The following is a 25,264-nucleotide window of genomic DNA, read 5'->3' as shown; positions in this document are numbered from 1 at the left end:
GTCACTAGGACTGGCATTCTCAATTCTGTTCTTAAGAGTGATTACTCTTCGTCATCATCTTCTTCAGGGTAAAGTGCATCTTCACCTTCGTAGTAAGTGCCCCAACCGTCATAGATGATGTCGTATTTCTCAGCAAGTTGGATCAGCTTCTCGACTTGCTCATCAATCGCTTCTGGGTTTAGTGCAGATTCCATAGTGGCATCACAACACAGTAGCTTGTTACCATCTTCGTCTTCTGTTTCTTCTGCTTCAAGAACTTCAAAACCCATCTTGAATGCTTCTACTACCGCTTTTTCTAGCGTGTTAAAGTCTTCAGCAAAAAGGTGGTGTTCAATCTCGTATAAAGCATCTGGATCACTGCCATCTTCGAGTAAGGCTTGGATAATATCGCGAGTCTCTTCCTTTTGAATCTCAATTAGTGCTTCAACAGATAGATATTCATCTTCGTGAGACATGTTTCGTGCTCCAGATAGTCAAAAAATAGATCATAGTTAACAGCGATGAAATATCGCATGGATCAGAGGAAATTACTACCCAGAATGTAGCTTGATCGCGATCTTTCTCTGTCACTATCGTCACGATCTAAGCAGATCAACTTCACAAGATGAGAGATTTAACATTTTATTATCAAAGTCGGCATTCAGAGTTATCTGTTTTCAGCGCCCATATACGATGATCAGCGCAGATATGCGTTTTTATCAGCTTTATCTGCATATCAAAATAGAAAGCTCACTGCATAAAAATATGCTTAATCCGGCCTCATCGGTGAATTACTGAATAGCTATGCTGGTTCCTTTAAGAACTCCTCACTCTTGAATTTTTCGTGAAACGCATAGAGACTCAGCCTCACATTGAATGTTTCTAAATCAAAACTTCCGTAATTTTATAGATCTCGCCTCCCACATAAGATAAATCTCTGCTTTATTGAGTTATGACGGTATATCTGGCCACTAATCGAGCTTGCATCTTTATAACAATCTTGTCATAAATACGCTCTGGAATTTATTGTAAGGATACAAAATGAGTAAGTTGTACGTAGGCTCAGAGGTTGGTCAATTAAGACGAGTCTTGCTTAATCGTCCAGAGCGAGCACTCACCCACTTAACCCCATCTAATTGTCATGAACTGTTATTTGATGATGTATTGGCCGTTGAGGCCGCTGGGGAAGAACATGATAAGTTCGCTCAGACGCTAACCGATCAAGGGGTGGAAGTTCTACTTCTACACAACTTACTGGTGGAAACCTTAGAAGTCTCAGAAGCAAGAGCTTGGCTACTCAATACTCAAATTTCTGATTTCCGTTACGGCCCTACTTTTGCCAAAGACTTACGCAGTTACCTTTCAAGTATGGACAACGAGCACCTAGCGACGGTACTGCTTGGTGGACTTGCCTACTCTGAATTGCCAATCAAGTCGTCGTCAATGCTCCAACACATGCATCAGCCTCTGGACTTTGTCATTGAGCCACTACCAAACCATCTGTTTACCCGTGATACGTCATGCTGGGTCTACGGTGGTGTCTCTCTAAACCCTATGATGAAAGCGGCTCGTCAGCGTGAAACTAACCATTTGCGTGCAATCTATCGCTGGCACCCTGTATTTGCAGGCCAAGACTTTATTAAGTACTTCGGTGATGACGATCTTCATTACGACAATGCCAATATCGAAGGCGGAGACGTGTTGGTTATTGGTAAAGGCGCTGTTTTGGTGGGTATGTCTGAACGTACCACCGCACAGGGCGTTGAAAACCTAGCGGCGAATCTATTTAAACATGGCCAAGCCAAAGAAGTGATTGCGATTGAGCTACCAAAACATCGCTCTTGCATGCACTTAGATACGGTTATGACGCACATGGACATCGATACGTTCTCTGTCTACCCAGAGATCATGCGTAAAGACCTGAATACATGGCGACTTTCACCAAAAGATGATGGTGAAATGAAGGTAGAAAAAGTACCAAGCTTTATTCATGCGATCGAAGAAGCGCTTGGCCTAGATTACTTGAAAATCATCACCACTGGTGGTGACAGCTACGAAGCTGAACGTGAACAATGGAATGACGCCAATAACGTACTAACGGTAAAACCAGGTGTTGTGATTGGTTACGAACGTAACGTTTACACCAATGAAAAATACGACAAGGCTGGGATTCAAGTTCTAACTATTCCAGGTAATGAACTCGGTCGTGGTCGCGGCGGCGCGCGTTGTATGAGCTGTCCAATTGAGCGTGACGGTATTTAGTACCTAAAACGATAGAATATAAAAAGGGTTGATGTGAAAGCATCAACCCTTTTTGTTTTTTTAATGAATTTGGCCGTCATCCCCGTGTATGGAATGACCAAATCTACAATTTAGTTATTACTCGGTACCACCGACCGTGATTGAATCAAGCTTCAAGGTTGGCTGACCAACTCCAACAGGAACACTTTGACCGGCTTTACCACATACACCGACACCGCGGTCGATACTTAGGTCATTACCCACCATCGACACCTGCTGCATGGCCTCAATACCTGAACCAATCAAGGTTGCGCCTTTCACTGGGCGAGTGATTTTACCATTTTCAATCAAGTACGCTTCTGACGCTGAGAACACAAACTTACCGGAAGTGATGTCCACCTGACCACCACCAAAGTTTGGTGCGTAAAGACCTTTCTCAACAGTTGAAATGATCTCTTCTGGCGTATGTTCGCCCGGTAACATGTAAGTGTTAGTCATGCGTGGCATTGGCAAGTGAGCATAAGACTCACGACGGCCGTTACCTGTTGGGTTCACACCCATTAAACGCGCATTGAGCTTATCTTGCATGTAGCCTTTCAGCACACCATTTTCAATTAACGTGTTGTATTGACCATTCACACCTTCATCATCCACATTCAGTGAACCACGAAGATCTTTTAGTGTGCCGTCATCGACGATGGTACAAAGATCAGAGGTGACCTTCTCGCCCACTTTACCGCTGAATACCGATGATTCTTTACGGTTGAAATCACCTTCTAAGCCATGACCGACCGCTTCGTGCAGAAGTACGCCTGGCCAACCTGAGCCTAGTACGACTGGCATCATGCCTGCTGGCGCTGCATCAGCTTCAAGGTTAACTAAAGCCATGCGAATTGCTTCATCAGCGTAGTGATACGCGACTTTGGCACCGTCGCTATCCGTTAGGAAGAAGTCGTAACCAAAACGACCACCACCACCTGAGCTACCACGCTCACGGCGATCGCCTTTTTGCGCTAATACGCTGATAGATAGACGAACTAAAGGACGAACATCACCCGCATAAGTACCATCCGTTGCCGCAACTAGCATTTGCTCATGTACACCACTGAGACTTACCGAGACTTCTTTGATCAGAGGTTCTTTGGTACGGATGTAAGCATCTAATTCTTTTAACAGTTGAGTCTTCTGCTCTTTCGCCCAACTCTCTAATGGGTTTTCAGCCGCGTAATACGCTTGGTTGTCAGTACGTTTGAATGCCTGTACTTTGCCATTTTGACCTTGCTGAGCAATGCCTCGAGCGGCAATCGCGCTTTGCTTAAGGCCGTCTAATTGAATTTGATCAGAGTACGCGAAACCCGTTTTCTCACCGGTTACGGCACGAACACCGACACCACAATCAATATTAAAAGAACCATCTTTGATGATGCTGTCTTCCAATACCAGTGACTCATGCCAGCTAGACTGAAAGTAAATGTCTGCATAATCGATTTGACGTGTGGCAATACTTGCCAGCGTATCCGCAACGTCTTGCTCACTAAGGCCGGCTGGTTTTAGCAACGCATCTTCTACGTGGTTTATGGTCATACTTTGCTCTTAATTTTGTAACTGATTGCAGAATCGAGAGTGCTGCCCAATCGGCATCGCCGCTCTTAACTCTTCTACTTGGTTTAGGTCAATTTCGACCAATAAGTTGCTTGGTTGATTCGCTAGTGTCGCAATAACTTCTCCCCAAGGAGAGATCACCATTGAATGTCCCCAAGTCTCTCGACCACATGGGTGAATACCTACTTGGTTTACTGCGACTACCCATGACTGAGTTTCAATCGCTCTCGCTCGTAACAAAGACTCCCAATGGGCCTGTCCTGTCACGGCAGTAAATGCGGCTGGAACAACAATAAGGTTGGCACCTAATCTGGCAAGTTCACTATAGAGTGACGGAAAGCGAACATCATAGCAGATACTCAGGCCCAGGTGCGCAAATGGCGTCGGATAAGTAACGATTTGAGAGCCTGGCATAAAGGTTTCAGACTCTCGGTAACGCTTGTGGCTGTCAGCGACATCGACATCAAACATGTGCAGCTTGTCGTAGTGACTGACTAACTCACCTTGTGGCGAAAAGAGCAGCGAAGTAGTCGTAACGCCGTTTTCTCTTTGAATTGGCATACTACCAATAAGCAGCCAAACCTCATTCTCTTTCGCCATAGATGACAACGCTTGTTGCAATGCGCCTTCAGCCAATCGCTCGGCATGTTGGTGGTAATCCTTACGACTACCAAACACCAAACTGTTTTCCGGTGTCACGACAAGTTGAGCACCTTCTTTGGCCAGGGCCGCCACTTGCTCTCGAATATAGAGCAAGTTATGTTCTGGATTCGGCCCTGAAGTCATTTGTACCATTCCAACTCGTTCCATGAGTGCTTCTCCTTATTGCGCCGAATCCATCAGTTTTTTCGGTAACTTAAATTCACCTCTGCTGCGAGATAACTCTTTAACTATAGGTGCGTCTAGCGGCCCTTTCACTTCATAATTAACCTGAGTGAAGACTTCCACCACCGGCGAAATCACCGTCGTAATCGCTAATACGTATAATGCAGTTTGAGGCGCCACGGCAAAGGCGGTTAGCACTGGTATGCCCGATGTAATATCAGGGGTAAAGTTCACTTCTGCATCGATAGTACGGGTATTAAGGTTAGCTAACCCTTTGATGTTCATTTCACCGGCCACCGCATCCATCTTAATGTCATTAGTTAAGAACACACCGTTGCGAATCGAGCCACTGCCAGTGATGGAGTTAAACGCCATCCCTTTATCAAAGACATCACTGAAATCGAGCTGCATCTTACGAATGATCGAGTCTAGGCTGAAAATACCCAACAGGCGAGCTGCGCCACTAACGTCTGATACGATTCCTTTGCCTAGTTCGGTTTTTACGTCCCCTTTCAAGGTAGACACTCGGCCAGACCAAGGTGAGCCATCCCATTCGACATCCGCTTTAATATCAAACGGTGCTCTCTGGATACCCGAAGAAATACCAAAGCGCTCCATCACCTCACTGTTATTTTCTCCAGACATCGTGATGTTAAATTGGGTGTGGCTTTCCGTCTCATTAAGCTGCCACCAGCCGTTCATATTCGCTTTATTACTGCCACTTTCAAAAGAGAGCGTTTTCCACTCGACTTTCTCACCTTGGCGCTGCAGATCTAAATGCGTTTTACCGACCTTGTAACCTTGCAACCAGAAGTCATCAATCGTTAAGGTGATGTTGGGCACCTGCTGATGGAAAGAGCGTTCAAAATCACTGATCAGAGGTTTCTCTTCTTTCTCCCGATCAAACATGGTCTTGTCTTTTAGCTCTTCATCAAGGGCTGGGATATAAACATGCAATCGATCTAATGAAACTGAAAGGTCATACGGTTCTAGGTACGTCGCTTCACCTTTCGCCTCTTGGCTGTCCAGCGAGGCATACCAGCCTAGTCCTTTGCGCTTAGCACTAAAATCCACATCATTCCAATGGATACCAGCTAACGTCAGCTCTTTCGCATCAATATCAATTCGACTTGGCAGCGGTATGGTTGGCGTATTCATTTGAGCCAAAACCGCCGAAGACTCTGGTTGTTGTCCAGAGAACATAGAGATCCAGCTATCAAGATCAAACTCATCTAAACGAATCTGAGCTTGGTGCCCCGTAATCGGACTAATCTTAAAACTTCCTTTGCCTAGCACTAGGTTAGTCGCTTTTAATACTGGAACGTCGGGCCTGATATCAATTTCCGTTTGATACTTCGCATTTGGCATTTGTAAACGAGCACTCACACTCTGCTGGTTACCTGATGCTTGTAAACGTACTTTATGTTTTTCTCCCGACACTTTGTTCAGTGGCGCTGGGTAGTTACTGCTTACTAACTTAAAGTCTGCGACGGTATCAATCTGGTAAGTGAAACCAACATCATTGAGCTGTAAGTCGATATCCATTTGCCATGGAGCGTGGCCTGACACCGGGTCTATCCATTGGCGACCAATGTACGGCGCAAGAGGCTTCACATCCCAATCGCCCAACACATTTATCGCGACACCGTAGCCTTGGTCGATGTTCTCACCACTGAAATCAATCGACACTTGTTGCGTGAGAAGATCTCCAGATAAGCCTGCCGCACTCACCACATCGTTATCAAATTCAATACGACCCGAGACCGCTTCTAATGTCATTGGTGGTGCATCAATCGTCACGTGGTTCTTGCTTAAGTCCGCATACCCCCAAGCACGCGCTTCTTTATCAGTGTCGAAAGGAATATTGAGCTGAAAGCTAGACTCTACTTTGCCATCCACTTGAACCGCCGTTAGCGCCGCACCAACAGAATCCACCAATGGAGACGCGGTCATATAATCTCGAACAGCATTACCCTGTGCAGTCGCTTTTGCCTCAATCTCAATGTGACCGCCAGGAGCAAGTTCTGGGATACGACCTGTAATTCGTTTCGCGGTTACGTCCATTAAGGTGGCGCTGTGCGAATCTAAGTACATCGCATCATTTTGGAACAACAAATCAAGCTGAAGATCAGTAATCGGAGGCCAGGCGGTATCAAAGCTGAATTTTGCTTGTTTTAACCCAACCCATGCTTGGAACATGCCGTTATTTTGTTTATACGGGAAATCGCCCAGTTCACCATACCAAAGCAGCTTAGCGGTATTAACTCGGCCACCTTGGATAGCGGTACTGAGGTAATCGGTGAGATCTCGTCCAAGTGCCAACGTCGGCAAGTAACGCCACGTTTCACCCGCATTATAGAGGTCAGCTTCTGCATAGAATGAAAGGAATGGACTACGATCATCAGGGAAATCTAAGCGAAAAGCGCCCAAAACTTGTAAGTCTGGCGTTGCGGCCGTCACTTTGTCAGCCCAAAGGCTCCAGCCACTTTCGCGGTTTTGCCACACAATATCGACTTCACCTTGCTTGATGTTGAGCGGCGCTTGAAACACCTCACCATAAGGCAAAACATCATCAATCAAGGTGACTTTCGCGCGCGCCTGCTGCAAATCACCAGACACCGAAGCCGTTAGATGGTGAATGCCCGGTAACAGCTCCCATTGAGACATGGTGCCATTACTTAAATCCGCCGAGTATTTGAGACTATCGACGTTACCGTGCTGCATAGACACGCGAACATCTTCAACCAGACCACCCAAAGCAAATGTATCAAGTAGTTCAGTGGTCGTTTTAGAGTTAGGTGCGAGCTTAACAAGTGGCGTAATCGCCGCGATATCTAGCTGAGAGACGTTGACACGCCATTGCTCGGGTTGCCAGTCAAAGGCAGCATCAAGCTCAGGCCACTCGATATCATCGGTTGTCAGCTGAAGTGAGTGAGCATTTACTTGCCAACCATTTTTGTGCGGTTCAAGCTCTAGTACGCCGGACTCAACCCACAATTCATGACGCTCACCTTCTTGCCAAATCAGCTCTGATGATTCTAATTCTAAGTAAGCGCTAACCGGCTGGCTCTTTTTCAGTGTGAGCCAGCTGCTAAAACTGACTTGCCCCTTTTCAATACCGGTTTCAGTTTGCAGGTACTGAGTTAACCAAGGCGTAACCAGAACATTTTGCGCAGAAACGTAAAATTCACCGCTTACATCAGACAGAGAACCATAATCAACAAAATTGGCTTTCACTCGGGCTGAGTTAATTTGACTGTTCGCTAGGCTGATTTCACCATCGGCCAAGTGATGGCGACCGTCGTTCTGCCATCTCAGTTGAGCGATATCCAGCTGTCGTTTACTGCCATCTAAGCCAACGAAACTGATTTGCGACTCGGTCAATGAGAATGCATCAAGCTGACGTAACAACAGTTGGTCTAGCTGCTGCATCACCCCTTTTTGCTCACCCTGCGGATTGAGCTCAGCGGATTCCTCGCCCTTTTGCCATTTGACCGAAGTGATGTCTAAATTGAGCTGATAAATACGTAAGTCAGCCACAACGGGCTGAAATTGCAGGATCGACTGAAACAAGTCGAGTTCGACTTCTACCGTATCAGAGGAGAAATGAATGCCGCTGCTTTTAGGTGTATTCGCTTTTACACCTTGCAGTGAAATAGAAGGATGAGTATTACGCCAGAAACCATGAATATCCGAAATTTCAAACTCTAAGCCTGACCCTTTATTCACCCACTGCTGAATTTGTGGCTGAAAGTGGTTAAGTTGAGGGAGCGCAATACGCAGAGCTGTTACTGTAATTGCCAGAAAGACAAATACAGTAACAGTCAGCCAAAGAAAGATTTTCGTTATACGAGTTGCAGTCGAGTTCACAAACAACCTTTACATCATGACAACGTCAAACTGTTCTTGGATATAGAGTGGCTCAGCTTGAATCTTAACCTGTTTTCCAATGAAGACTTCGAGCTCAGCCAGAGCATGTGACTCATCACCTTGCAAAGTTTCAGCCACAGCTGGAGAGGCATAAACCACAAACTTGTCCGCATCATAGGCACGATTTACTCGTGTAATCTCACGTAAGATTTCATAACAAACCGATTCAACCGTCTTCACGCTACCACGACCTTCACAGGTTGGGCAGGTAGAACACAGTACATGCTCAATGCTCTCACGCGTTCGCTTACGCGTCATTTCAACCAAACCAAGCTGAGTAAAGCCATTAATATTGGTTTTCACGCGATCTTTAGCGAGTGCATTTTCAAGTGAACTTAATACTCGGCTGCGATGTTCGTCTGCCATCATGTCAATAAAATCGATGATGATGATACCACCTAGGTTACGCAGTCTTAACTGGCGAGCGATCGCTTGAGTCGCTTCAATATTGGTATTGAAAATCGTCTCTTCTAGGTTACGACGTCCAACGAATGCACCGGTGTTAATGTCCACCGTTGTCATCGCTTCCGTTTGATCAATGATGAGGTAGCCACCAGATTTAAGTTCCACCTTTCGCTCTAGCGAACGCTGGATCTCGTTCTCTGTGTCATACATATCAAAGATCGGCTTTTCACCTTCGTAGAGTTCAAGCTTAGCGGTCAATTCTGGTACATATTCAGACGTGAATTCTTTTAGGTTCTCGAACTCTTGGCGAGAATCAACCAAGATCTTGTTCAATTCAGTACCGACAAAATCACGCAAAATACGTTGTGAAAGACCAAGCTCTCCATACAGAGTCGCACGCGTTTTGTATTTGCTACGGCGCTCGATCACTTTCGACCATAAACGCTTTAAGAAAGCCGCATCTTGTGACAACTCTTTTTCGTCTGCCCCTTCAGCAGCAGTACGAATAATAAAGCCGCCATTTTCATCACAGTAGTGACCAACGACTTTCTTTAAACGGTTACGTTCAGATTCACTTTCGATGCGCTGTGACACGCCAACATGACTCGCACCAGGCATGAAAACTAGATAGCGCGAAGGCAGAGTAATATCGGTAGTAAGACGAGCCCCTTTGGTGCCAAGTGGGTCTTTCACTACTTGTACAACAATGTCTTGGCCTTGGCGAACAAGTTCTGAGATATCACGCACTTGAAACTGCTGCTTTTCATTTTCAGCAACACATTCTGTGTGCGGAACAATGTCAGAAGCATGAAGAAACGCGGCTTTTTCTAGGCCAATATCGACAAACGCAGCCTGCATACCTGGTAGTACACGGCTCACTTTGCCTTTGTAAATGTTTCCGACGATTCCACGCTTTGCTTCACGTTCAACATGGATCTCTTGTAGGGTTCCCCCCTCAATCATGGCCACACGAGTTTCACTCGGGGTCACGTTGATCAGCAACTCTGCACTCATGAGCGCACCTCAAATATAAATTATAAAAATTTGTGCAAGAGCTGGTCAGTTTCGAACAATGGTAGGCCTACGACAGCGTAATAGCTGCCCTCAATGCGAGTTACAAATCGCCCACCAATTCCCTGAATACCATAACTACCAGCTTTATCGCATGGTTCACCCGTTTGCCAATATTGTTCTATTTCTTGCTCTGACAGGGTTTTGAACCATACGTCTGTCGATACCACGACAGTTTCTTGAATTTCTTTTGTTGCGATTGTCACCGCCGTCATCACTTGGTGTGCACGGCCTGATAACATCAATAGCATTTGCTTAGCGTGCGCTAAGTCATCTGGCTTTTCCAATACATTGTCATCGCAAACCACGATGGTATCGGAGCCAATAACCACTGATGTCGGCTCCACTTCTACCACTGCCATCGCCTTATCAAGCGACAAACGAGACACATATTCAAATGCATTTTCGGCAGAGTTTTGGCTCTCTTCAACATCGGTTTTTAACACCGTAAATGTATAGCCGAGTTGAGTTAAGAGCTCTTTTCTTCTTGGTGAGCCGGAAGCCAAAATCAGTGGTTTAGTCATTATTTTCTATCTTACATGCCAATGGCGTCTAACACGACGCATTAATAGGAACATCCACGGCCATAAAATACAGTTGATAAGGCCGCTCCATGCCGTCACAGGGTTAAACATCACATCTTGAACCAGATACTCACCAAAGAAGATAAGAACATCTAAAACAACGGACATAACACCTATAAGGATAGCCTGTTGCCACAGCGCCATGTTACGAATCACTAAGAAGTTGAGCGCAATAATGTAGACCACAATCGACATCATCATCCCTCGAATACCCAGTGTTGAACCGAGTAGAAGGTCCCACAGCAAACCGAGAATCATCGCCGTTCCGACGTTCACTCGATGCGGCAGGGCTAATACCCAATAACAGGTCACAAGTAGCAGCCAAGAAGGACGCAATAGATCCAACACTCCGGGCCAAGGAATGGTCTGAAGCGTCAACGCCACTAGAAACGAGCCGAAAATGACAAATTTGCCTTTTAATACACTGTTCGCCATTTTCGATTATTCCTCGTCCGTCACTAGGAGTGTTTGTTGTATTTTTTCCTGGCGCGAATCACTTGGCCAAATCAGCAACAAATAGCGAAGGCGCTCGAAGTCAACAACCGGCTCCGCCTCTATCATGGCAAATTCACGACTGGTATCTCGCTCCACTTCTGCCACGTGAGCAACGGGGAAACCCTCAGGATAAATCCCGCCAAGACCAGAAGTCACCAATAAATCGCCTTCTTCGATATCTAAACTGATCGGAATGTGGTCGAGATTAATCCGATCCGATTGGCCCGTTCCCGAAGCGATAATACGAATGTCATTACGGATAACTTGTAACGGAATCGCACTTAAGCTGTCAGTAAGTAAAAGTACTCGGCTATTGTGAGCAGAAACAAACGTTACCTGGCCAACAATGCCTTTCTCGTTGGCAACGGGCTGGCCGACATACACGCCATCAATCTGGCCTTTATCGATAACCACTTGATGTCGATATGGCGACGTATCGACCGCCATCACTTCTGTCACTACTTTTCGCTCATCACGAATGAATGAAGATCCAAGCAGCTTTCTCAAGCGTTGGTTTTCTTCACGGTATTGATCCAGTAGGAGGAGGTCGTTTTTGAGACGCAGCACTTCACGCTTCAAAGTGCGTGTGCTTTCCATGTAGTCTTGTCGAATATTGAAGCGCTCATAAGCGCCATCAAACATCACTCTTGGGACATCAGCAAGATACTGAATGGGCGCAACCATGCTGTTAAGCAGATAACGCACTTGAGTGAATGCACCTAAACGACTATCAGCCAGCATAAGGCTGGCTGATAGAATAACGGCAAAAAACAGACGTAGCTGAAGTGAAGGTCCCTGGCCAAAAATAGGCTTCATGAAATAGGAGGTCCTTGTATCTTGCCAGCCTCAGCGAAACACTGAGGCTATATGGATTATTCTTCGCTGAACAGATCGCCGCCGTGCATGTCGATCATTTCTAAAGCTTTACCGCCACCACGAGCCACACAAGTCAGTGGGTCTTCAGCAATCACCACTGGAATACCGGTTTCTTCAGTCAATAGACGATCAAGGTCTTTCAGTAGTGCACCACCACCGGTTAGAACCATGCCATTCTCAGAGATGTCTGATGCTAGCTCTGGTGGACATTGTTCTAATGCAACCATCACTGCTGATACGATACCTGTTAGAGGCTCTTGAAGCGCTTCTAGGATCTCGTTTGAGTTTAGACAGAAGCTACGTGGCACACCTTCAGCAAGGTTACGACCGCGAACTTCGATCTCTTCTACTTCATCGCCTGGGTAAGCAGAACCAATTTCGTGCTTGATCTTCTCAGCTGTCGCTTCACCAATCAAGCTACCGTAGTTACGACGAACGTAGTTAATGATCGCTTCATCAAAGCGGTCACCACCGATGCGTACAGATGATGAGTAAACCACACCATTTAGTGAGATAACGGCAACTTCTGTTGTACCGCCACCGATATCGACCACCATTGAACCTGTTGGCTCAGAAACACGTAGACCGGCACCAATTGCAGCCGCCATTGGCTCATCAATAAGGTAAACCTCACGAGCACCTGCACCTAATGCCGATTCACGGATAGCACGGCGCTCTACTTGAGTAGAACCACAAGGAACACAGACCAAAACGCGCGGGCTTGGTTTAAGTACACTGTTGTCATGCACTTGCTTGATGAAATGCTGAAGCATCTTTTCTGTCACGTAGAAGTCAGCGATAACGCCATCTTTCATAGGACGGATTGCAGAGATGTTTCCTGGTGTACGACCCAACATTTGTTTTGCAGCATGACCGACTGCAGCAACGCTTTTGCCCGCACGATTGCGGTCTTGGCGAATAGCGACAACTGAAGGCTCGTCTAGAACAATACCCTGTCCTTTAACGTAGATAAGAGTGTTGGCAGTACCTAAATCGATAGATAGGTCATTTGAAAATATGCCACGAAGTTTTTTGAACATATTCTTCGCTCGTCCTGAAAGAATTATAAGATAGAAAATTGCACTAAATGTACCAATGCCTTGCCGTCACAGCAAGGCATTGAAGTCTAAACATGGACTGAAACCCGCAATTTCTAACAGATTCCTTACTTAAGCAGGAAAAATGACAAAAATTATTGTCCTGTTAGCCCGGGTTCTCCACGGAAGATCACTCGATCGTTACCGCGATAGATACCAAAGGTAACAACCGTGGAAGGATCTTCATCACCTAAGTTACGCCAATTGTATTGCAACCACGGCTGTGCCAAAGTGCTCGCACAACCTGATGAGATACCAGATGGTCGATCTGCTCCGAGCCTCATCCAGAATTGAATTTGTTCTCGAATACCGCTTGAATCAGGGTTCGCGGTAACGTCATCACTCACACCATTATCCACATGTTCCCACGGTGCGGAAGACGAACCAGAGAGTGATGAATCAGAGCTTGAACCATCACTCCATAAAACTTGCTTACAGATATGACTGTCTGGTGTTGCCAATGACGTCGCTGAATCTTGCGTATTGGTTTCAAATCCATTGCCGTTCCAAAACTCGACTCGCAGTGGAACCGATAAGTTATCAGTGGTTGTTCCTCCGACACTGTCCAACACCATACGTCCATAACGAGCTGGGGGCTGATTTGGGAACACCTGTTCGAGCACAGCGCTAGTTTCATTAAACGAAACAGGATCTGCGCCAGAGGTGATCTCTAAACCAAAATCCGTCGTTGTCGAATTGGTATCACTGGTATTGAAAGGACCATTCTCTTCACTGATCAGCGGTGAGGCTGAAGTGTAGTTTCTCTGTAACAACGCATTACTATCACTCACCAACCAACGAGAGTGCCCATCACTATCAGCGCTCCAACTTCCTCCTGAGAGGTCGAAACTCAACTCACTGTCGATGTCATCATCTTGGCTCAAATTGAAACCGGCCAATAAGCTAGGAGCAAACAAGTGATAGTTTTTTAGTGCCTCTGTCGCACCAAGTGAGAATGGCGCAACGCTGACTTCACTGTTTATGTAAGGCTGGTCGAGATAGGCAATTCCACCTTGAGAAGTGGGTGCAGTCCAATCAGACAATTCAATATTAAAACGAGCTGGATAGAAGCGGCCAATGTTTTGCGTATCATTATCTAACGTCATGGTTAGGTACGTCGCACCCGTTTGAAATTCAATCGTCCCTACTTCATTCCAAGTATGTTCAATATTAAGGATTGAAGAGCTGCTAAACGATGGCACCGTACTTGGTGTTACCGAACCTAGCTCCGCGCCACTGGTTGGATAGGCTATCTGATAACTTAACTCCAATGGACCGTTATCTAGTGCGTAGTTACCCGTTAATGGATAAACACATTCGTCAGTGGCTGTACCTTTTGAATCAGGGTGAACAATCGGTCGATAATTGATGTTAAAGGCATGCCCTGACGGAATGAAACCTGGCGTTCCAGTGGTGGTTGCTGGATTCTGATTGGTATCGTCAGCAGACTCTTTCACATCACAAATCGCTATTTTCCAAGGCCTTGCATAGACATCGAATTGACCTTTTAATGCACCGCCTTCTGATGGACACAAATCCTCATCACAGACAAAATTAGGATCTTCAATCTGAACCGTAATATGGCCTGATTCTTTGAATGTTAAATCTGCCAGGCGATTCGAGTCTGATAAATTGGCGGTAAAATCTAAATCGTCCGCAATCGGTGTGATACTCGGCTGGTTATAGCTGAACGCAGAAGTAGGCGACCCCGTGTAACCAAGGTTGATGAGCTGGCCATTGTTACTGCACGCCTTAACCGACACGGTGACTTGGTTGTTCTCGCCTGCGGTAATGTATTGATCATCGACTTCGAACTTATATGGCACATATTTGATTTCATCTTGATCGGTCACCGTTGAGCCATCCGACAAAGTTAGAGAAGCCGTCAGTGGGTAATCTCCAATATTACCGGCATTGTTTTTGGTTACCCGATATTGAGCGATACCATTGGATTCAGAAAGGAACGTGATCCCCAGACTATTCCCGCTTGTTTCAACAAGTGATGGGACTTTTCCTGAGACATAATTATTATCTTTGTCAAAGACATGCACTTCGACGATGTCTGCTGGTGACGATTCACAGGTTAGATGATAGTTAAAAGGCTTGATCTCGATACGCTCAACTTCGGGGTCAGGAGGCGTTGGCTGACAGCTTTGTGGGTAGAACTTATTTTTGATGCCACTTATTGCAATACTGTTTGCGGTAATGCCACCATGAAATTCATTATTGTTACCATTGACGATAAAACCATTGGTCGCATTGGTTGCTCGAGGGTCCACATAGAAAAAGGCATGAAGCTGGTAGTTCATATCGCCACCCAGATCAGGAATTTCAATGGCTGAGTCTTGCCCATGACCAATAAATAACAGCTCTTGGCTATTACCATTGACGTTCACTCTGACGTTTTTCTTTTCGAAATACATTTTTTTGTAGTGAACAACACTCGGTGCCAGTACTTCAATTTGCGCATTTTGCTCCGCAAATTTCAGTTCGTTGAGCCAATACTCCCCACCCGTCAATTGCAATCTAGCATTTTCTTTTATGATGATGTCTTTGTGACGACCACTTGCTAGCTGACACACATCACCATCGTCACAGGTTAGATCATTAGTACCGTGGGTATAGCCCTGAGTCGGCATGGGTAAAGTGTCGAATGTTTTCGTCGCATCGAATGTACAAGCCCCAGTCGTCCCATTTGGGTAATCACATAATGAGCTGTTTAGTGAAAACGAGCTAAATGAATATTGAGGGTCATTGCTTGATGGATAGATCTTATTTTCTTCACCAAGGTGAGTAGTTATGGTTGTAAAGGCACCATATGGCTCAGGTGGCGTCCCTGTGTAATTATTGGTTTGAAGGCCATCTGGTACATAAGAACAGACATCAATGCCTAAAGACTGCTTTTCAAACGCAAAGTAACCAATATCTTCAACAATGTGTCCGCGCCTTGTGTTGTCTTCATCCATGACAACACTGTATTGATTATCTTCTATACGGCAGCGACGCAGCCATCCGCCATGCGAACCGGCCCTTTCTTGCTTCTTAAGGATAATGCCATCAAGTTCGGAAACACTGGTAGAACGCATCACACGGCAACCGTCTCGAACCGCTGTAGACTCTCCTTGGGAGACAGAACGATTGGTACCAAATTCAAATTTAAACTCTCCATCCGTCACCGGTTGGCTTGTTGGCTCAGCGGCTAAAAAGGCAATTTTTTCATTGCTGCTGATCGTGTTCGAAGATGCGCCTAATTCAACAAACAGCCTTACTCTTGTTCTGTTTGGACTAAGCTGACCGGAGGTTTCCCAGTTTGAATTGTTTTTAGACTGCAATTGGTGCAGTACAATAGGAGTCTGGCTAAACGAGCTAAAACCAAAATCCGAAAAATTCACACTTTTCGAGCTATTGCCACTAAAACGCGCCGCTTTGGCTTTAGTGGAGACATGCCCCGCGACTACGCGGTGCCCACCAATTTCTTGCGTTCCCGGCTCCATAATGAAATAACTGACCTCAGTCATAGGTTGGCTATTCCAGGGTTGTCCATTCGAGTCAATCGACAACGCGGCCTCTTGCCTGATCGTTGCTCCTTGCCTTGAAACGCTTTGTACGTATAGCGTCGCCGGTGCATCATCATCAAGCGCGTTTTGATCGACTGTCGGCATAACAAACACAAGAGGAGTAATTTGGTAGTCTTTCTGGAAATCGATATCACACTCACCGCCCGCACAGCTCGCTACGCCAAATTCATAAACCGCATCATTACTGAACTCTGGCGGGATTTCAGGGAACTCGACATCGTCATCACATTTGAGATCACTAACACCGCCCCCTTCAGTCACTTTTATGTCTGCCGCATTGATACTACTCAGATTCGCATCTTCACTATCAATAAGGACCCAGGCACCATTCTGTTCTAGGTAGTAACGCAGCTTTCCTGTTTTATTCGATTGGTGCGTATAGGTGAGCAATACTTCGTAGTTGTTTCCAGGAGAGGTTTCCTGATCATTAATAACAGAAGTCGAGGCACTGTTTGTCCACAAGGTCATTGGGTTCTGACCCTTTTTTTTGGAAGCGATGACATTGTCATTATTTGTGGCAGGCGCTAACTGGAACCAAACGGAAAAATCTTTATTACTGTGTAAGCCTGTACACTCCGACGCACTAAAGTCCGCATAAGAAGGAAAAGCAAACAACAATAATAATAAATAAAGATACTTGTTCATGCTTGTTACTCCCTCACCCATACTTCTTGACTGCGCTCGACTTGGAATACCCCTGAGCCACAAGTGACTCTCGCTTCCACTTTAAAGTAACTTAAGTCGCCGAGTGTTCCAATTTCATTACAACTTAATTGTAACTCACCGCACTGAGGAACCGTTGCCAACAAGCTTTCTGCCCCAGTAATGATTGTTGGCTCTAGAGGTTCGCAGTTACCCGCGACATCCGCGGCTTGATTGAGTGGGTAGAATTGCGTTAACACATACTCATTAAGCGACTGACTGAGTAACCATGCCTGAGTCCCTAGCACATCTCGGTTGTGGGCATCATTATTCGACCATTCGATTCGCATTAATGAGGTAGCGAGAAAACCCATCACGACAAGAACAAACACCACAACAATATAAAGATTACCTTGCTGCTGATTCTTTTTATGGGACATTGAGCACCTGTATATCTTGCTGGAAACTGGTTGTTTCACCTTGCTGAGTAAAAATGAGGTTCAGGCGTACCAAACCATTCATTTGCACATTGGCAGGCAGATAATCCAAAAAACCGCTCACGATAGGGTCAGATAACGGTGTGTCATTTCTGGTAATGCGAGCATTGTTAATACAGTAATTTACCTGCCCGCCAGCAGAAGCATCAAAGATATACTGACGATTCGCCACCGACTGACCAACTAATGTGCTTGCCGCTCCAGATAGGATAAATCGGTCATTTTGCTGTGACAGCGTGAAATCATTAAATGCAAATAGGTTGTTAGCCGAGGAAAGTTGAGTCGTTGGATTAATGATCATCGACAGGTTAGCAAAGTCAGCAGGATCAAGTGACTCATTCTGCCCAACAATGAACTCAATGTCCTGTCCAGACACTCGATAAAAGCCTGAATAAGTGATGGGATAAAAGGAGATGCAGCTTCCTGTTGAAGTAAAGATGTTCGGTACAGCATGCCTCACTTCTCGTGACATTTTTTCAAGCACAAACTTCGCTTGAGTTTGTAATCGCTGCCGTTCAATGGTATCGCTATAGCCCTTTGCGCCGAGCTCAACAAACCCTGCAATACCCAAAACTAAGATACTGCCTACAATCAAAGTGATGACCATCTCGATAAGGGTAAAACCAAAGCGCTTCATCAGTAGTTCCCCCTTAAAGCAACAAACGTGAGTGGCTGTTGATTACTCGCAGATACCGTCATGGTAATTTGCTTTAGGCTCGGTGCATCTTGGTAAACGACTTCAACATCAAGGCGAACGTTGTGGTACGTGGTTGCAGAGTCTCCGACAAGTAAATTGAGGTCCTGACAAGAATTGGTTCCGTTTGGTTCCCAACACCCTATGTAGTCATCAACATCATTGTAAGTGGCAATTGTTTCACCACTATCAGGGCCGAGTGGAATCGATGAGCCCGTGGTGCCGGTGCAATTGGTTGAACCAATATCAGATGACGAGCAACGAATCGCTCCACCAATAAAGTCACTCTGCTGATCGAACCCGCGAGCTAGAATCATCGACATCGCACTTTGGCCTAAAGCCGCCGCTCGGGTTTGATAGTGAGGATCCGCTGAACGCGTAATTTGAGGAACTAAGAAGGAAGTGATTGTCAGCATGGCAATTCCCATAATGACAATGACAATCACGCTTTCAATCAGTGTAAAACCCTTGAGGCGATTCATGAACAACCGCCTTGTGACACATAGCCTTGTGCATTAATGGTCACGATGCACTGCTCGGAGACAGACTGAATAGCAATGTCGATGGAGGTGCCTGTCAATCCTGTTGGGTTCCCAAGCAAATCAAACTCGACAAGGTTAAGGGCGGGAGACGCACTAAATGTTAAGCCATTCATAGAAACCCAATCACTGCGAGTTTCACTGCGCAAGGCACAGGCATTTTGAGAGCCGATACAATCGCTTTGAATAGCTAAGGTGAAATTTGTATTGCCAGAGAGCGCTTCGACATTCGATTGCATGCGGTTGACTTGAACTTGGCGAATCACGGAAATGACTTGTTCTTGGGCGACAAAAGCGGCGAAACTATCTTGACCAATATACCGACTTGCTGCATAAGCAGAAACTATCGCTAGCAGTATGATTACTATAATCAATTCAATCAGTGTAAAGCCTGACGTTTTCAACCTAATCATATCCATATACCAAGGTGTACGTATGGTTAGATTATATATCAGTTAAGCTTAGAACTGTTGTTTTTCAGTTACTTTTATAAACTTTTGGGCGAGATTTAGATAACAAAAAGGCCAGCGAGTGCTGGCCTTTATCATATAGAAATTCGATTAGTTACAACCGTTACCTAAAACAACTTCGGCACCAGCAGCCGTATCAGCTGTAGTTCCCGTTGCTTGGGTGTATGTAACGATACATTCCGTAGCGCCAACAGCAGTGCCGTTGAAACTGTATGAGATACTAGTATCAGCGGTGCTTGCTACAACTGTCCAGTCATCACTCAGACCAACGACTGCTGCACCAATACCAGCATCATTAGCTGTAGGATAACCAAAAGCGGTAGTAATACCCTCAACGTCCACACCAGAACTAATTGCCTCTTCGCCTTCAATTGCCGATTTGCCGTAAACAATACCCGCAGCGCCATCAATTGCACCTTTTAGGCCTTGAAGAGAAGCTTGACGCGCATCATCTTGCAGGTTAAGGAAACGTGGCGCTGCAGTTACTGCAAGAATACCAAGAATAACAATTACCACCACTAGTTCGATTAGGGTGAAACCGCCTTGTCTTTTCATAGTTTAACTCTCTCTATGTTTAATATTTGCAGAATTACTGCAACGTTACGGTCACACGACCAGTTTCGATTTCATAGACAAACTGATGATCGCTGTTACCTTCTTTTTGTACATAAGTACACGTTGAAGCGCCATTATCAGCTTGTGCAGAATATTTTAAATTCGAGTCCGACTCTGCTTCAGCAACAGTGCCAACACGAGGAGGATTCTGTAATAAGTTTTCCATCAGATCGATACACGCAGTATCCGTTAGACTAGTAGGAAAACTGCTGTTGTCATTGTTCAGTGCGTAAGGATAACCATCACGGAAATCACCACCGCTTTGCGTTGAACTGGTTAACCAAAAATCAACACCATCATAATTCACAGTATTGCGAGTCACGCCATTTAACGTCACCGATGGTCGTGCTTCAGCTTCCCACTGAGCTCGCGCTGATAGCACGCCGGTTGCAAAACCGCCGGCAACACCTTCTACGCTGGCTTTTTTCGCTTCATCGGTCACGTCTAAAAAGCGAGGCAATGCAGCAACGGCCAATAACCCAACTACCACGATCACGACCACTAGCTCAACTAATGAAAAACCTGATTGTTTGTTAAACATAATAATCAACACTCACTTTTTAGTACACCGTATTATACGGAAAATATACAATTGCGCTACTACTCAATACGTCAAAAAATCAATTCGCCAAAAAACCGACTTTAACAAAAAACTTGTTGTCTATCAGTCCGATAGACATAAATCGATCCTGTTTATATAAGTAGTGACATTGATATTCGGAATTAATAAAATCACTCTCAATTTCTATTGGCGTATCACCCAAGATTTCCTCATCGGGATACAACATCTCTAACCACGCCGAGCAGTCATATTCCTGCTCGCGAGACGCAGGTAGTACCCACCCTGATGGAGAAAAGTGCACTATTTCCCCATCCAATTCCACTTGAGCTTGCTGCCCAGATAAAAGCCACTGTTGTTTATAATAGTTGGCACGCTCAATGACTCGCTTACTCGCTACCAAAAATGCTGTATCGTTGGCTTCTCGTTCTACATTTTGCCACGTAATCAAAAAGCTCATCACTAAGACAATCACAACCAGAAGCCAAATAACCAAACGCGAACGTTCAAGGTTAGCAATAAGACTAGCCTTTGATGGCATCCAACATTCCCCACATCGGCAAGAAAATACCCAATGCTAAGATCAGTACCATACCCGCAACAATCACCAACAAAATTGGCTCAATACGCGCCGTTAGAGTCTTTAGATCGTAGTCTACTTCTCTGTCATAGAAATCAGCCACTTCCAACAAGAGCTCATCGATTCGTCCAGTTTCTTCACCCACGCTGATCATTTGAATAACAAGTGGGGTAAAAACGCCACTGTTGATCGCGGTCGATGATATGGTTCCACCGGCCTCAATAGAGGACTTCATTTCCATTAATCGGTTCTCTAGGAACTTATTGCCCAAAGCTTCCGCAGACAAAGCCAATGATTGGTTGAGCGGCACACCCGCTTTTAACATCAAAGCAAACGTACGTGAAAAGCGCGATAATTGAGCACGGTTAATTAACTCTCCAACCACTGGCATTCGCAAACGAAACTTGTCCCACTTTTCTCGTCCATTGGCCGTATTCAACCAAGCTCGAAAACCAAAGGCAGCACCCACCATCATCCCGACCATCATCAACCAGTAGTTGACAAAAAACTCAGAGGTTGCCATCAAAATCCGAGTCGGCAGCGGGAGATCCACACCAAAACGGGCAAACATACTAGAGAACTGTGGGATAACCTTGACGTTGAGAATGAACATTGCGACCAAAATGAAACTGATGACAAAAGTCGGGTAGCGCATGGCGGTTTTAATTCGCTTACGTGTTTCAACCTCTTGTTCATAGTAGTTGGCAAGTTGAAGCAAGGCTTCATCGAGACGACCGGTGTTTTCGCCAACATGGATCATCGACACAAACAACGGACTAAAGACTTTAGGAAACATTTGCATCGAGCTTGATAGGCTACGACCATTCGTCAGCTCTTGAGTCACATCTTCGAGTGCCTCTTGCATCTGCTTGTTTGCGCTGTTTTGGCTCAAACCTTTCATCGAGCGCAATAATGGCACACCCGCTTTGGTCAAACTGTATAACTGACGACAGAAAATAACTAAAACTTCGAGAGGAACCGCAGGCGTAAAGAGTTCTTTTAAATCGATCTCAAGTAGGCTTTTTCCACTCCCCACTTTGATGGAGATCGGGATTATCCCTTTATTCATCAATTGCTCGATGACAGCATCTTCATTCGGCGCATCAACTTGCCCCGAAACCGATGCCCCGTCTGCGCTGCGTCCCTGATAGTGAAAATTTGGCATAATCGACCCTAAATGTAGATAGCCTGTTCTGAGCCGGAAGAGTCACCCTCTCCTAAGCTCATCACTTCGCTAAAGCTCACTACACCTTGCAGTGCCAGTTCCATTGCTGATGCCAGCAGCGGCTTGTAATTCTCAGATTGGCGAGCAACACGAGAGAAGCCCACGGCATCATTTGCCCGAAGCATATCCATCATATCTTGCTCAAGTTCAAGTAACTCAAAAACACCAACACGGCCGCGATAGCCTGTAAGGTTACAGTTTTGACAACCTCGCCCCTTCACAAATTGACTACCTATCTGATTAGGAAAACGCTGTGCTAACCACTGCTTACGAGACTCATCGAGCTCGTCTTGCGCTTTACAATCAGGGCAGACTTTACGCACAAGACGCTGAGCCACTACCGCACGAACCGCACTCGCGACGAGGTAACCCGGCGCTCCCATGTCCATCATACGCAGCGCACTATCCACCGCGTCATTGGTGTGTAACGTACTTAAGACTAGGTGACCGGTTAATGCTGCGCGCAAGCCAATTTCAACCGTTTCTTGGTCACGCATCTCACCAACAAGAATGATATCCGGGTCTTGACGAAGGAAGGTCCTTAATACCGTAGAGAAATCTAAATCAATCTTCGGGTTCACCTGTACCTGACTGATCCTTGGCAAACGATATTCCACTGGGTCTTCGGCCGTAATGATCTTCTTGCCTGGTTCGTTGAGTTCGCTCAATGCGCCATACAATGTGGTGGTTTTACCTGAACCTGTTGGGCCAGTAACGAGAATCATGCCATGAGGACGTTTTAACTGACGACGTAAACGCTCTAGAAGGTGGTTTGGGATACCTGACGCTTCGAGCTTACGCACACCCGATGATTGGTTCAGAAGACGCATTACCACCGATTCGCCATGCTGAACCGGTAGCGTTGACATACGAATATCGACCGATTGCCCTTTTGCACGAATATTAAAGCGGCCGTCCTGTGGAAGGCGTTTTTCTGAAATATCTAAGTTGGCCATCAACTTAAGGCGCAACACTAAAGCTGATGCAATATTGACTTCATTCAGCAAGGTTTCATGCAACACTCCATCAATACGCTGACGCAAGCGCAGCACGTTCGCATCGGGTTCAATGTGAATATCCGACGCCCCAACTTGTATTGCATCTTCAAACAGTGAATTGATCAGCTTTACGACCGTCACTTCTTCACTGTCATCACCTTCAATATTAAAATCAAACGCTTCGGTCACTTGGTGTTCGGCTTGCAGCTGCTCGGCGAAAGAGGCGATCTCTTTCGTTCGACGATAGTAACGGTCAAAGCCTTCAACCAATTGCTTTTCCGGAGCGATGACAAATTCAATACCGTACTGTCCTAGCTGGCCAAGTAAAGCCTCTTGAGCAAACAGATCGGCAGGATCACTCATCGCGACACGTAATGTGTCCATTTGACGACCGATAACAAGCGCTCGCAAACGACGTGCATGCACCTCAGGCAGGAGCTGAACAGCTTCTACGTCAACATCTGCTCGACTTAAGTCAATTAAAGGAATATCTAACTGCTGAGATAAGAATGTCAGCATCTGATGTTCGGTCAAAAAACCAAGGTCAATCAAAGCTGCGCCGAGTTTAGTCCCCGTTGTTTTTTGCGCGATTAGAGCTTGTTCAACCTGCTGCTCAGTGATGATTCCTTCTTCAACTAACAGGTCACCAAGTCGCTTTCTTAGTTTAATTTTCACTAGGTTGTTCCTCTAACTGACTAATGAGCGTCAGTCGATCTCGAATAAATTGCTGTGATTGGTTCGATAGACCAAACTTATTCAACGCCTGCTGGTAGGAGTGCTTTGCTCCCTCCAAGTTAAACGCTCGCTCTTGCTGAATGGCAAAACCCAACCACCAACGACCACTCTCAGGCTCTCGGGTAGTCAATATTTCATAGCTCTCTAGTGCCAACGCATCTTGCTTATTTTTCTGCGCCAAAGCGGCACGCAGAGAGACGTATTCAATGGAGGCTGAATTTGGCAACACGCTCAATACCGTCAAGGCTGCTGCTCCTTGATTCTCTTTCATTAACATCTTGGCGAAAGAAAGACGTAAGCTGGCATTATCAGGTTCTAGAGCGATACCTTTTTGCAGGATTTCTGCCGCTTTTCGAACTTCACCTTTACCATAATAGAGGGCTGAAAGGCGCTGACGCACGCTACTGTCAGAAGGGGTATAGCGAAGCGCTTCATTATAATTTTTCAATGCTTGCGCTAGATTGTTGCTGTCTAAGGCTTTTTTGGCGCGTTCTTGCGCTTTTTCAGAAAGCTGCTGAGGCGTCAGCTCGACCTGTTTGATCACCACTTCACCAACGTTCACAGGTTGAGGTAGCTCTTGCTTAGGCACAGTATCCACCTTTGCGATAAGCACAGGTTTTGAATCCGTTGATTTTTGAGGTTCAGCCACTGGGTGAGAGGCATGACTTGGAGATGCCGTAAATGATTGAGGTTGAGTTACCTCGTCAGGAACGCCATCAACATCAGCCTCTAACTGAGCAACGTGATAAAGCGGTTGCTCCATCGTGACCACTTTTGTTGTCGGTGAGGCTATGTCGAATGAAGGCTCGATCTGCGTTGAGTACTGAGCGGCTTGCTCTAGTTCACTGTAAGGCGCTTGTTGTGAAATCGCCCAGCCGCCAACAGCTAGGCTTAAACCAAAACTACCGACAACCCAAGGTAATACCGCGCGTTGTTTCACTGGAGCGACTTCTGCCCGCGATATGCCGTTCGCAGAACTGGATTTTTCTTTGGCTAATTCAGAAAGCGCACTGTTCATCGCACTCAT

21 protein-coding genes are annotated in these 25,264 nt (G+C 45.8%); 1 reads left to right on the top strand and 20 read right to left on the bottom strand.

Going from position 1 to position 25,264, the window contains the following annotated elements; all coding sequences use genetic code 11:
- Window positions 1-41 precede the first annotated feature (41 nt).
- Window positions 42-455, bottom strand: coding sequence for a ribonuclease E inhibitor RraB (gene rraB / locus EJ063_RS16905; protein ID WP_126575511.1), 414 nt, complete (start codon window positions 453-455; stop codon window positions 42-44).
- 565 nt (window positions 456-1,020) lie between these two features.
- On the opposite strand from rraB, the gene arcA reads away from it, so the two are divergent.
- On the top strand, window positions 1,021-2,241 hold the full coding sequence (gene arcA, locus EJ063_RS16900; protein ID WP_126575510.1) for an arginine deiminase: 1,221 nt from the start codon (window positions 1,021-1,023) through the stop codon (window positions 2,239-2,241).
- A gap of 117 nt (window positions 2,242-2,358) precedes the next feature.
- Here arcA and tldD read toward each other — a convergent pair whose 3' ends face one another.
- The 19 genes from tldD to EJ063_RS16805 all read right to left on the bottom strand — a co-directional run bounded on the left by tldD (window position 2,359) and on the right by EJ063_RS16805 (window position 25,264).
- Window positions 2,359-3,804 (bottom strand): metalloprotease TldD, encoded by a 1,446-nt coding sequence (gene tldD / locus EJ063_RS16895; RefSeq protein WP_126575509.1) that lies wholly within the window; start codon window positions 3,802-3,804, stop codon window positions 2,359-2,361.
- 9 nt (window positions 3,805-3,813) lie between these two features.
- On the bottom strand, window positions 3,814-4,632 hold the full coding sequence (locus tag EJ063_RS16890; RefSeq protein WP_126575508.1) for a carbon-nitrogen hydrolase family protein: 819 nt from the start codon (window positions 4,630-4,632) through the stop codon (window positions 3,814-3,816).
- A 12-nt stretch (window positions 4,633-4,644) separates the two neighbouring features.
- Complete coding sequence (locus EJ063_RS16885; protein WP_126575507.1) at window positions 4,645-8,517, bottom strand: YhdP family protein; 3,873 nt, start codon at window positions 8,515-8,517, stop codon at window positions 4,645-4,647.
- A 9-nt stretch (window positions 8,518-8,526) separates the two neighbouring features.
- Window positions 8,527-9,996: a ribonuclease G gene (gene rng / locus EJ063_RS16880; protein WP_126575506.1), complete on the bottom strand. Its 1,470-nt coding sequence runs from the start codon at window positions 9,994-9,996 to the stop codon at window positions 8,527-8,529.
- Window positions 9,997-10,016: 20 nt separating this feature from the next.
- Window positions 10,017-10,577 carry a Maf family protein gene (locus EJ063_RS16875; protein ID WP_126575505.1) on the bottom strand — a complete coding sequence of 187 codons (561 nt, stop codon included), beginning with the start codon at window positions 10,575-10,577 and terminating at the stop codon, window positions 10,017-10,019.
- Between the two features lie 6 nt (window positions 10,578-10,583).
- On the bottom strand, window positions 10,584-11,072 hold the full coding sequence (mreD, locus tag EJ063_RS16870) for a rod shape-determining protein MreD (RefSeq protein ID WP_126575504.1): 489 nt from the start codon (window positions 11,070-11,072) through the stop codon (window positions 10,584-10,586).
- Between the two features lie 6 nt (window positions 11,073-11,078).
- Window positions 11,079-11,948 (bottom strand): rod shape-determining protein MreC, encoded by an 870-nt coding sequence (gene mreC, locus EJ063_RS16865; RefSeq protein WP_126575503.1) that lies wholly within the window; start codon window positions 11,946-11,948, stop codon window positions 11,079-11,081.
- Between the two features lie 56 nt (window positions 11,949-12,004).
- Window positions 12,005-13,048, bottom strand: coding sequence for a rod shape-determining protein (locus EJ063_RS16860; RefSeq protein ID WP_126575502.1), 1,044 nt, complete (start codon window positions 13,046-13,048; stop codon window positions 12,005-12,007).
- A 152-nt stretch (window positions 13,049-13,200) separates the two neighbouring features.
- Complete coding sequence (locus EJ063_RS16855) at window positions 13,201-17,328, bottom strand: DUF6701 domain-containing protein (RefSeq protein WP_126575501.1); 4,128 nt, start codon at window positions 17,326-17,328, stop codon at window positions 13,201-13,203.
- Window positions 17,329-17,333: 5 nt separating this feature from the next.
- Entirely contained in the window at window positions 17,334-17,765 is a 432-nt protein-coding gene (locus EJ063_RS16850) for an MSHA biogenesis protein MshP (RefSeq protein WP_126575500.1), read from the bottom strand.
- Complete coding sequence (locus EJ063_RS16845; RefSeq protein ID WP_126575499.1) at window positions 17,755-18,459, bottom strand: PilW family protein; 705 nt, start codon at window positions 18,457-18,459, stop codon at window positions 17,755-17,757. The genes EJ063_RS16850 and EJ063_RS16845 overlap by 11 nt, the downstream gene beginning before the upstream one ends.
- A complete protein-coding gene (locus EJ063_RS16840; protein ID WP_126575498.1) occupies window positions 18,459-18,998 on the bottom strand; it encodes a type IV pilus modification PilV family protein in 540 nt (179 codons plus the stop codon). The genes EJ063_RS16845 and EJ063_RS16840 overlap by 1 nt, the downstream gene beginning before the upstream one ends.
- The gene (locus EJ063_RS16835; protein WP_126575497.1) at window positions 18,995-19,468 is read right to left on the bottom strand and encodes a prepilin-type N-terminal cleavage/methylation domain-containing protein; all 474 of its coding nucleotides are present in this window, start codon (window positions 19,466-19,468) and stop codon (window positions 18,995-18,997) included. Before EJ063_RS16835 ends, EJ063_RS16840 begins: the two co-directional genes overlap by 4 nt.
- 147 nt (window positions 19,469-19,615) lie before the next feature.
- The gene (locus tag EJ063_RS16830; protein ID WP_126575496.1) at window positions 19,616-20,080 is read right to left on the bottom strand and encodes a prepilin-type N-terminal cleavage/methylation domain-containing protein; all 465 of its coding nucleotides are present in this window, start codon (window positions 20,078-20,080) and stop codon (window positions 19,616-19,618) included.
- Window positions 20,081-20,114: 34 nt separating this feature from the next.
- Window positions 20,115-20,681, bottom strand: coding sequence for a prepilin-type N-terminal cleavage/methylation domain-containing protein (locus EJ063_RS16825; RefSeq protein ID WP_126575495.1), 567 nt, complete (start codon window positions 20,679-20,681; stop codon window positions 20,115-20,117).
- 79 nt (window positions 20,682-20,760) lie between these two features.
- Entirely contained in the window at window positions 20,761-21,240 is a 480-nt protein-coding gene (locus tag EJ063_RS16820; RefSeq protein WP_126575494.1) for an MSHA biogenesis protein MshF, read from the bottom strand.
- Window positions 21,224-22,444: a type II secretion system F family protein gene (locus tag EJ063_RS16815; RefSeq protein WP_126575493.1), complete on the bottom strand. Its 1,221-nt coding sequence runs from the start codon at window positions 22,442-22,444 to the stop codon at window positions 21,224-21,226. Before EJ063_RS16815 ends, EJ063_RS16820 begins: the two co-directional genes overlap by 17 nt.
- Window positions 22,445-22,452: 8 nt before the next feature.
- Window positions 22,453-24,177: an MSHA fimbrial ATPase MshE gene (gene mshE / locus EJ063_RS16810; RefSeq protein ID WP_126575492.1), complete on the bottom strand. Its 1,725-nt coding sequence runs from the start codon at window positions 24,175-24,177 to the stop codon at window positions 22,453-22,455.
- Window positions 24,167-25,264, bottom strand: a complete 1,098-nt coding sequence (locus EJ063_RS16805) for a tetratricopeptide repeat protein (RefSeq protein WP_126575491.1) — start codon at window positions 25,262-25,264, stop codon at window positions 24,167-24,169. The genes mshE and EJ063_RS16805 overlap by 11 nt, the downstream gene beginning before the upstream one ends.

Origin of the sequence: Vibrio aquaticus (assembly GCF_003970385.1) — a bacterium.
Taxonomy (GTDB): Bacteria; Pseudomonadota; Gammaproteobacteria; order Enterobacterales; family Vibrionaceae; genus Vibrio; species Vibrio aquaticus.
The sequence above is the reverse complement of the archived record's forward strand: the minus strand, read 5'-3'. Positions and strand labels throughout refer to the sequence as shown.

Bases quoted from the DNA above. Each gene is read 5' to 3' on its own strand.
- mreD (WP_126575504.1), bottom strand. From the start codon at position 11,072: ATGGCGAACAGTGTATTAAAAGGCAAATTTGTCATTTTCGGCTCGTTT.
- EJ063_RS16840 (WP_126575498.1), bottom strand. From the start codon at position 18,998: ATGAATCGCCTCAAGGGTTTTACACTGATTGAAAGCGTGATTGTCATT.
- EJ063_RS16860 (WP_126575502.1), bottom strand. From the start codon at position 13,048: ATGTTCAAAAAACTTCGTGGCATATTTTCAAATGACCTATCTATCGAT.
- rng (WP_126575506.1), bottom strand. From the start codon at position 9,996: ATGAGTGCAGAGTTGCTGATCAACGTGACCCCGAGTGAAACTCGTGTG.
- rraB (WP_126575511.1), bottom strand. From the start codon at position 455: ATGTCTCACGAAGATGAATATCTATCTGTTGAAGCACTAATTGAGATT.
- EJ063_RS16815 (WP_126575493.1), bottom strand. From the start codon at position 22,444: ATGCCAAATTTTCACTATCAGGGACGCAGCGCAGACGGGGCATCGGTT.
- EJ063_RS16820 (WP_126575494.1), bottom strand. From the start codon at position 21,240: ATGCCATCAAAGGCTAGTCTTATTGCTAACCTTGAACGTTCGCGTTTG.
- EJ063_RS16890 (WP_126575508.1), bottom strand. From the start codon at position 4,632: ATGGAACGAGTTGGAATGGTACAAATGACTTCAGGGCCGAATCCAGAA.
- EJ063_RS16875 (WP_126575505.1), bottom strand. From the start codon at position 10,577: ATGACTAAACCACTGATTTTGGCTTCCGGCTCACCAAGAAGAAAAGAG.
- mreC (WP_126575503.1), bottom strand. From the start codon at position 11,948: ATGAAGCCTATTTTTGGCCAGGGACCTTCACTTCAGCTACGTCTGTTT.
- EJ063_RS16825 (WP_126575495.1), bottom strand. From the start codon at position 20,681: ATGTTTAACAAACAATCAGGTTTTTCATTAGTTGAGCTAGTGGTCGTG.
- EJ063_RS16835 (WP_126575497.1), bottom strand. From the start codon at position 19,468: ATGATTAGGTTGAAAACGTCAGGCTTTACACTGATTGAATTGATTATA.
- arcA (WP_126575510.1), top strand. From the start codon at position 1,021: ATGAGTAAGTTGTACGTAGGCTCAGAGGTTGGTCAATTAAGACGAGTC.
- EJ063_RS16805 (WP_126575491.1), bottom strand. From the start codon at position 25,264: ATGAGTGCGATGAACAGTGCGCTTTCTGAATTAGCCAAAGAAAAATCC.
- EJ063_RS16855 (WP_126575501.1), bottom strand. From the start codon at position 17,328: ATGAACAAGTATCTTTATTTATTATTATTGTTGTTTGCTTTTCCTTCT.
- EJ063_RS16850 (WP_126575500.1), bottom strand. From the start codon at position 17,765: ATGTCCCATAAAAAGAATCAGCAGCAAGGTAATCTTTATATTGTTGTG.
- EJ063_RS16830 (WP_126575496.1), bottom strand. From the start codon at position 20,080: ATGAAAAGACAAGGCGGTTTCACCCTAATCGAACTAGTGGTGGTAATT.
- EJ063_RS16845 (WP_126575499.1), bottom strand. From the start codon at position 18,459: ATGAAGCGCTTTGGTTTTACCCTTATCGAGATGGTCATCACTTTGATT.
- tldD (WP_126575509.1), bottom strand. From the start codon at position 3,804: ATGACCATAAACCACGTAGAAGATGCGTTGCTAAAACCAGCCGGCCTT.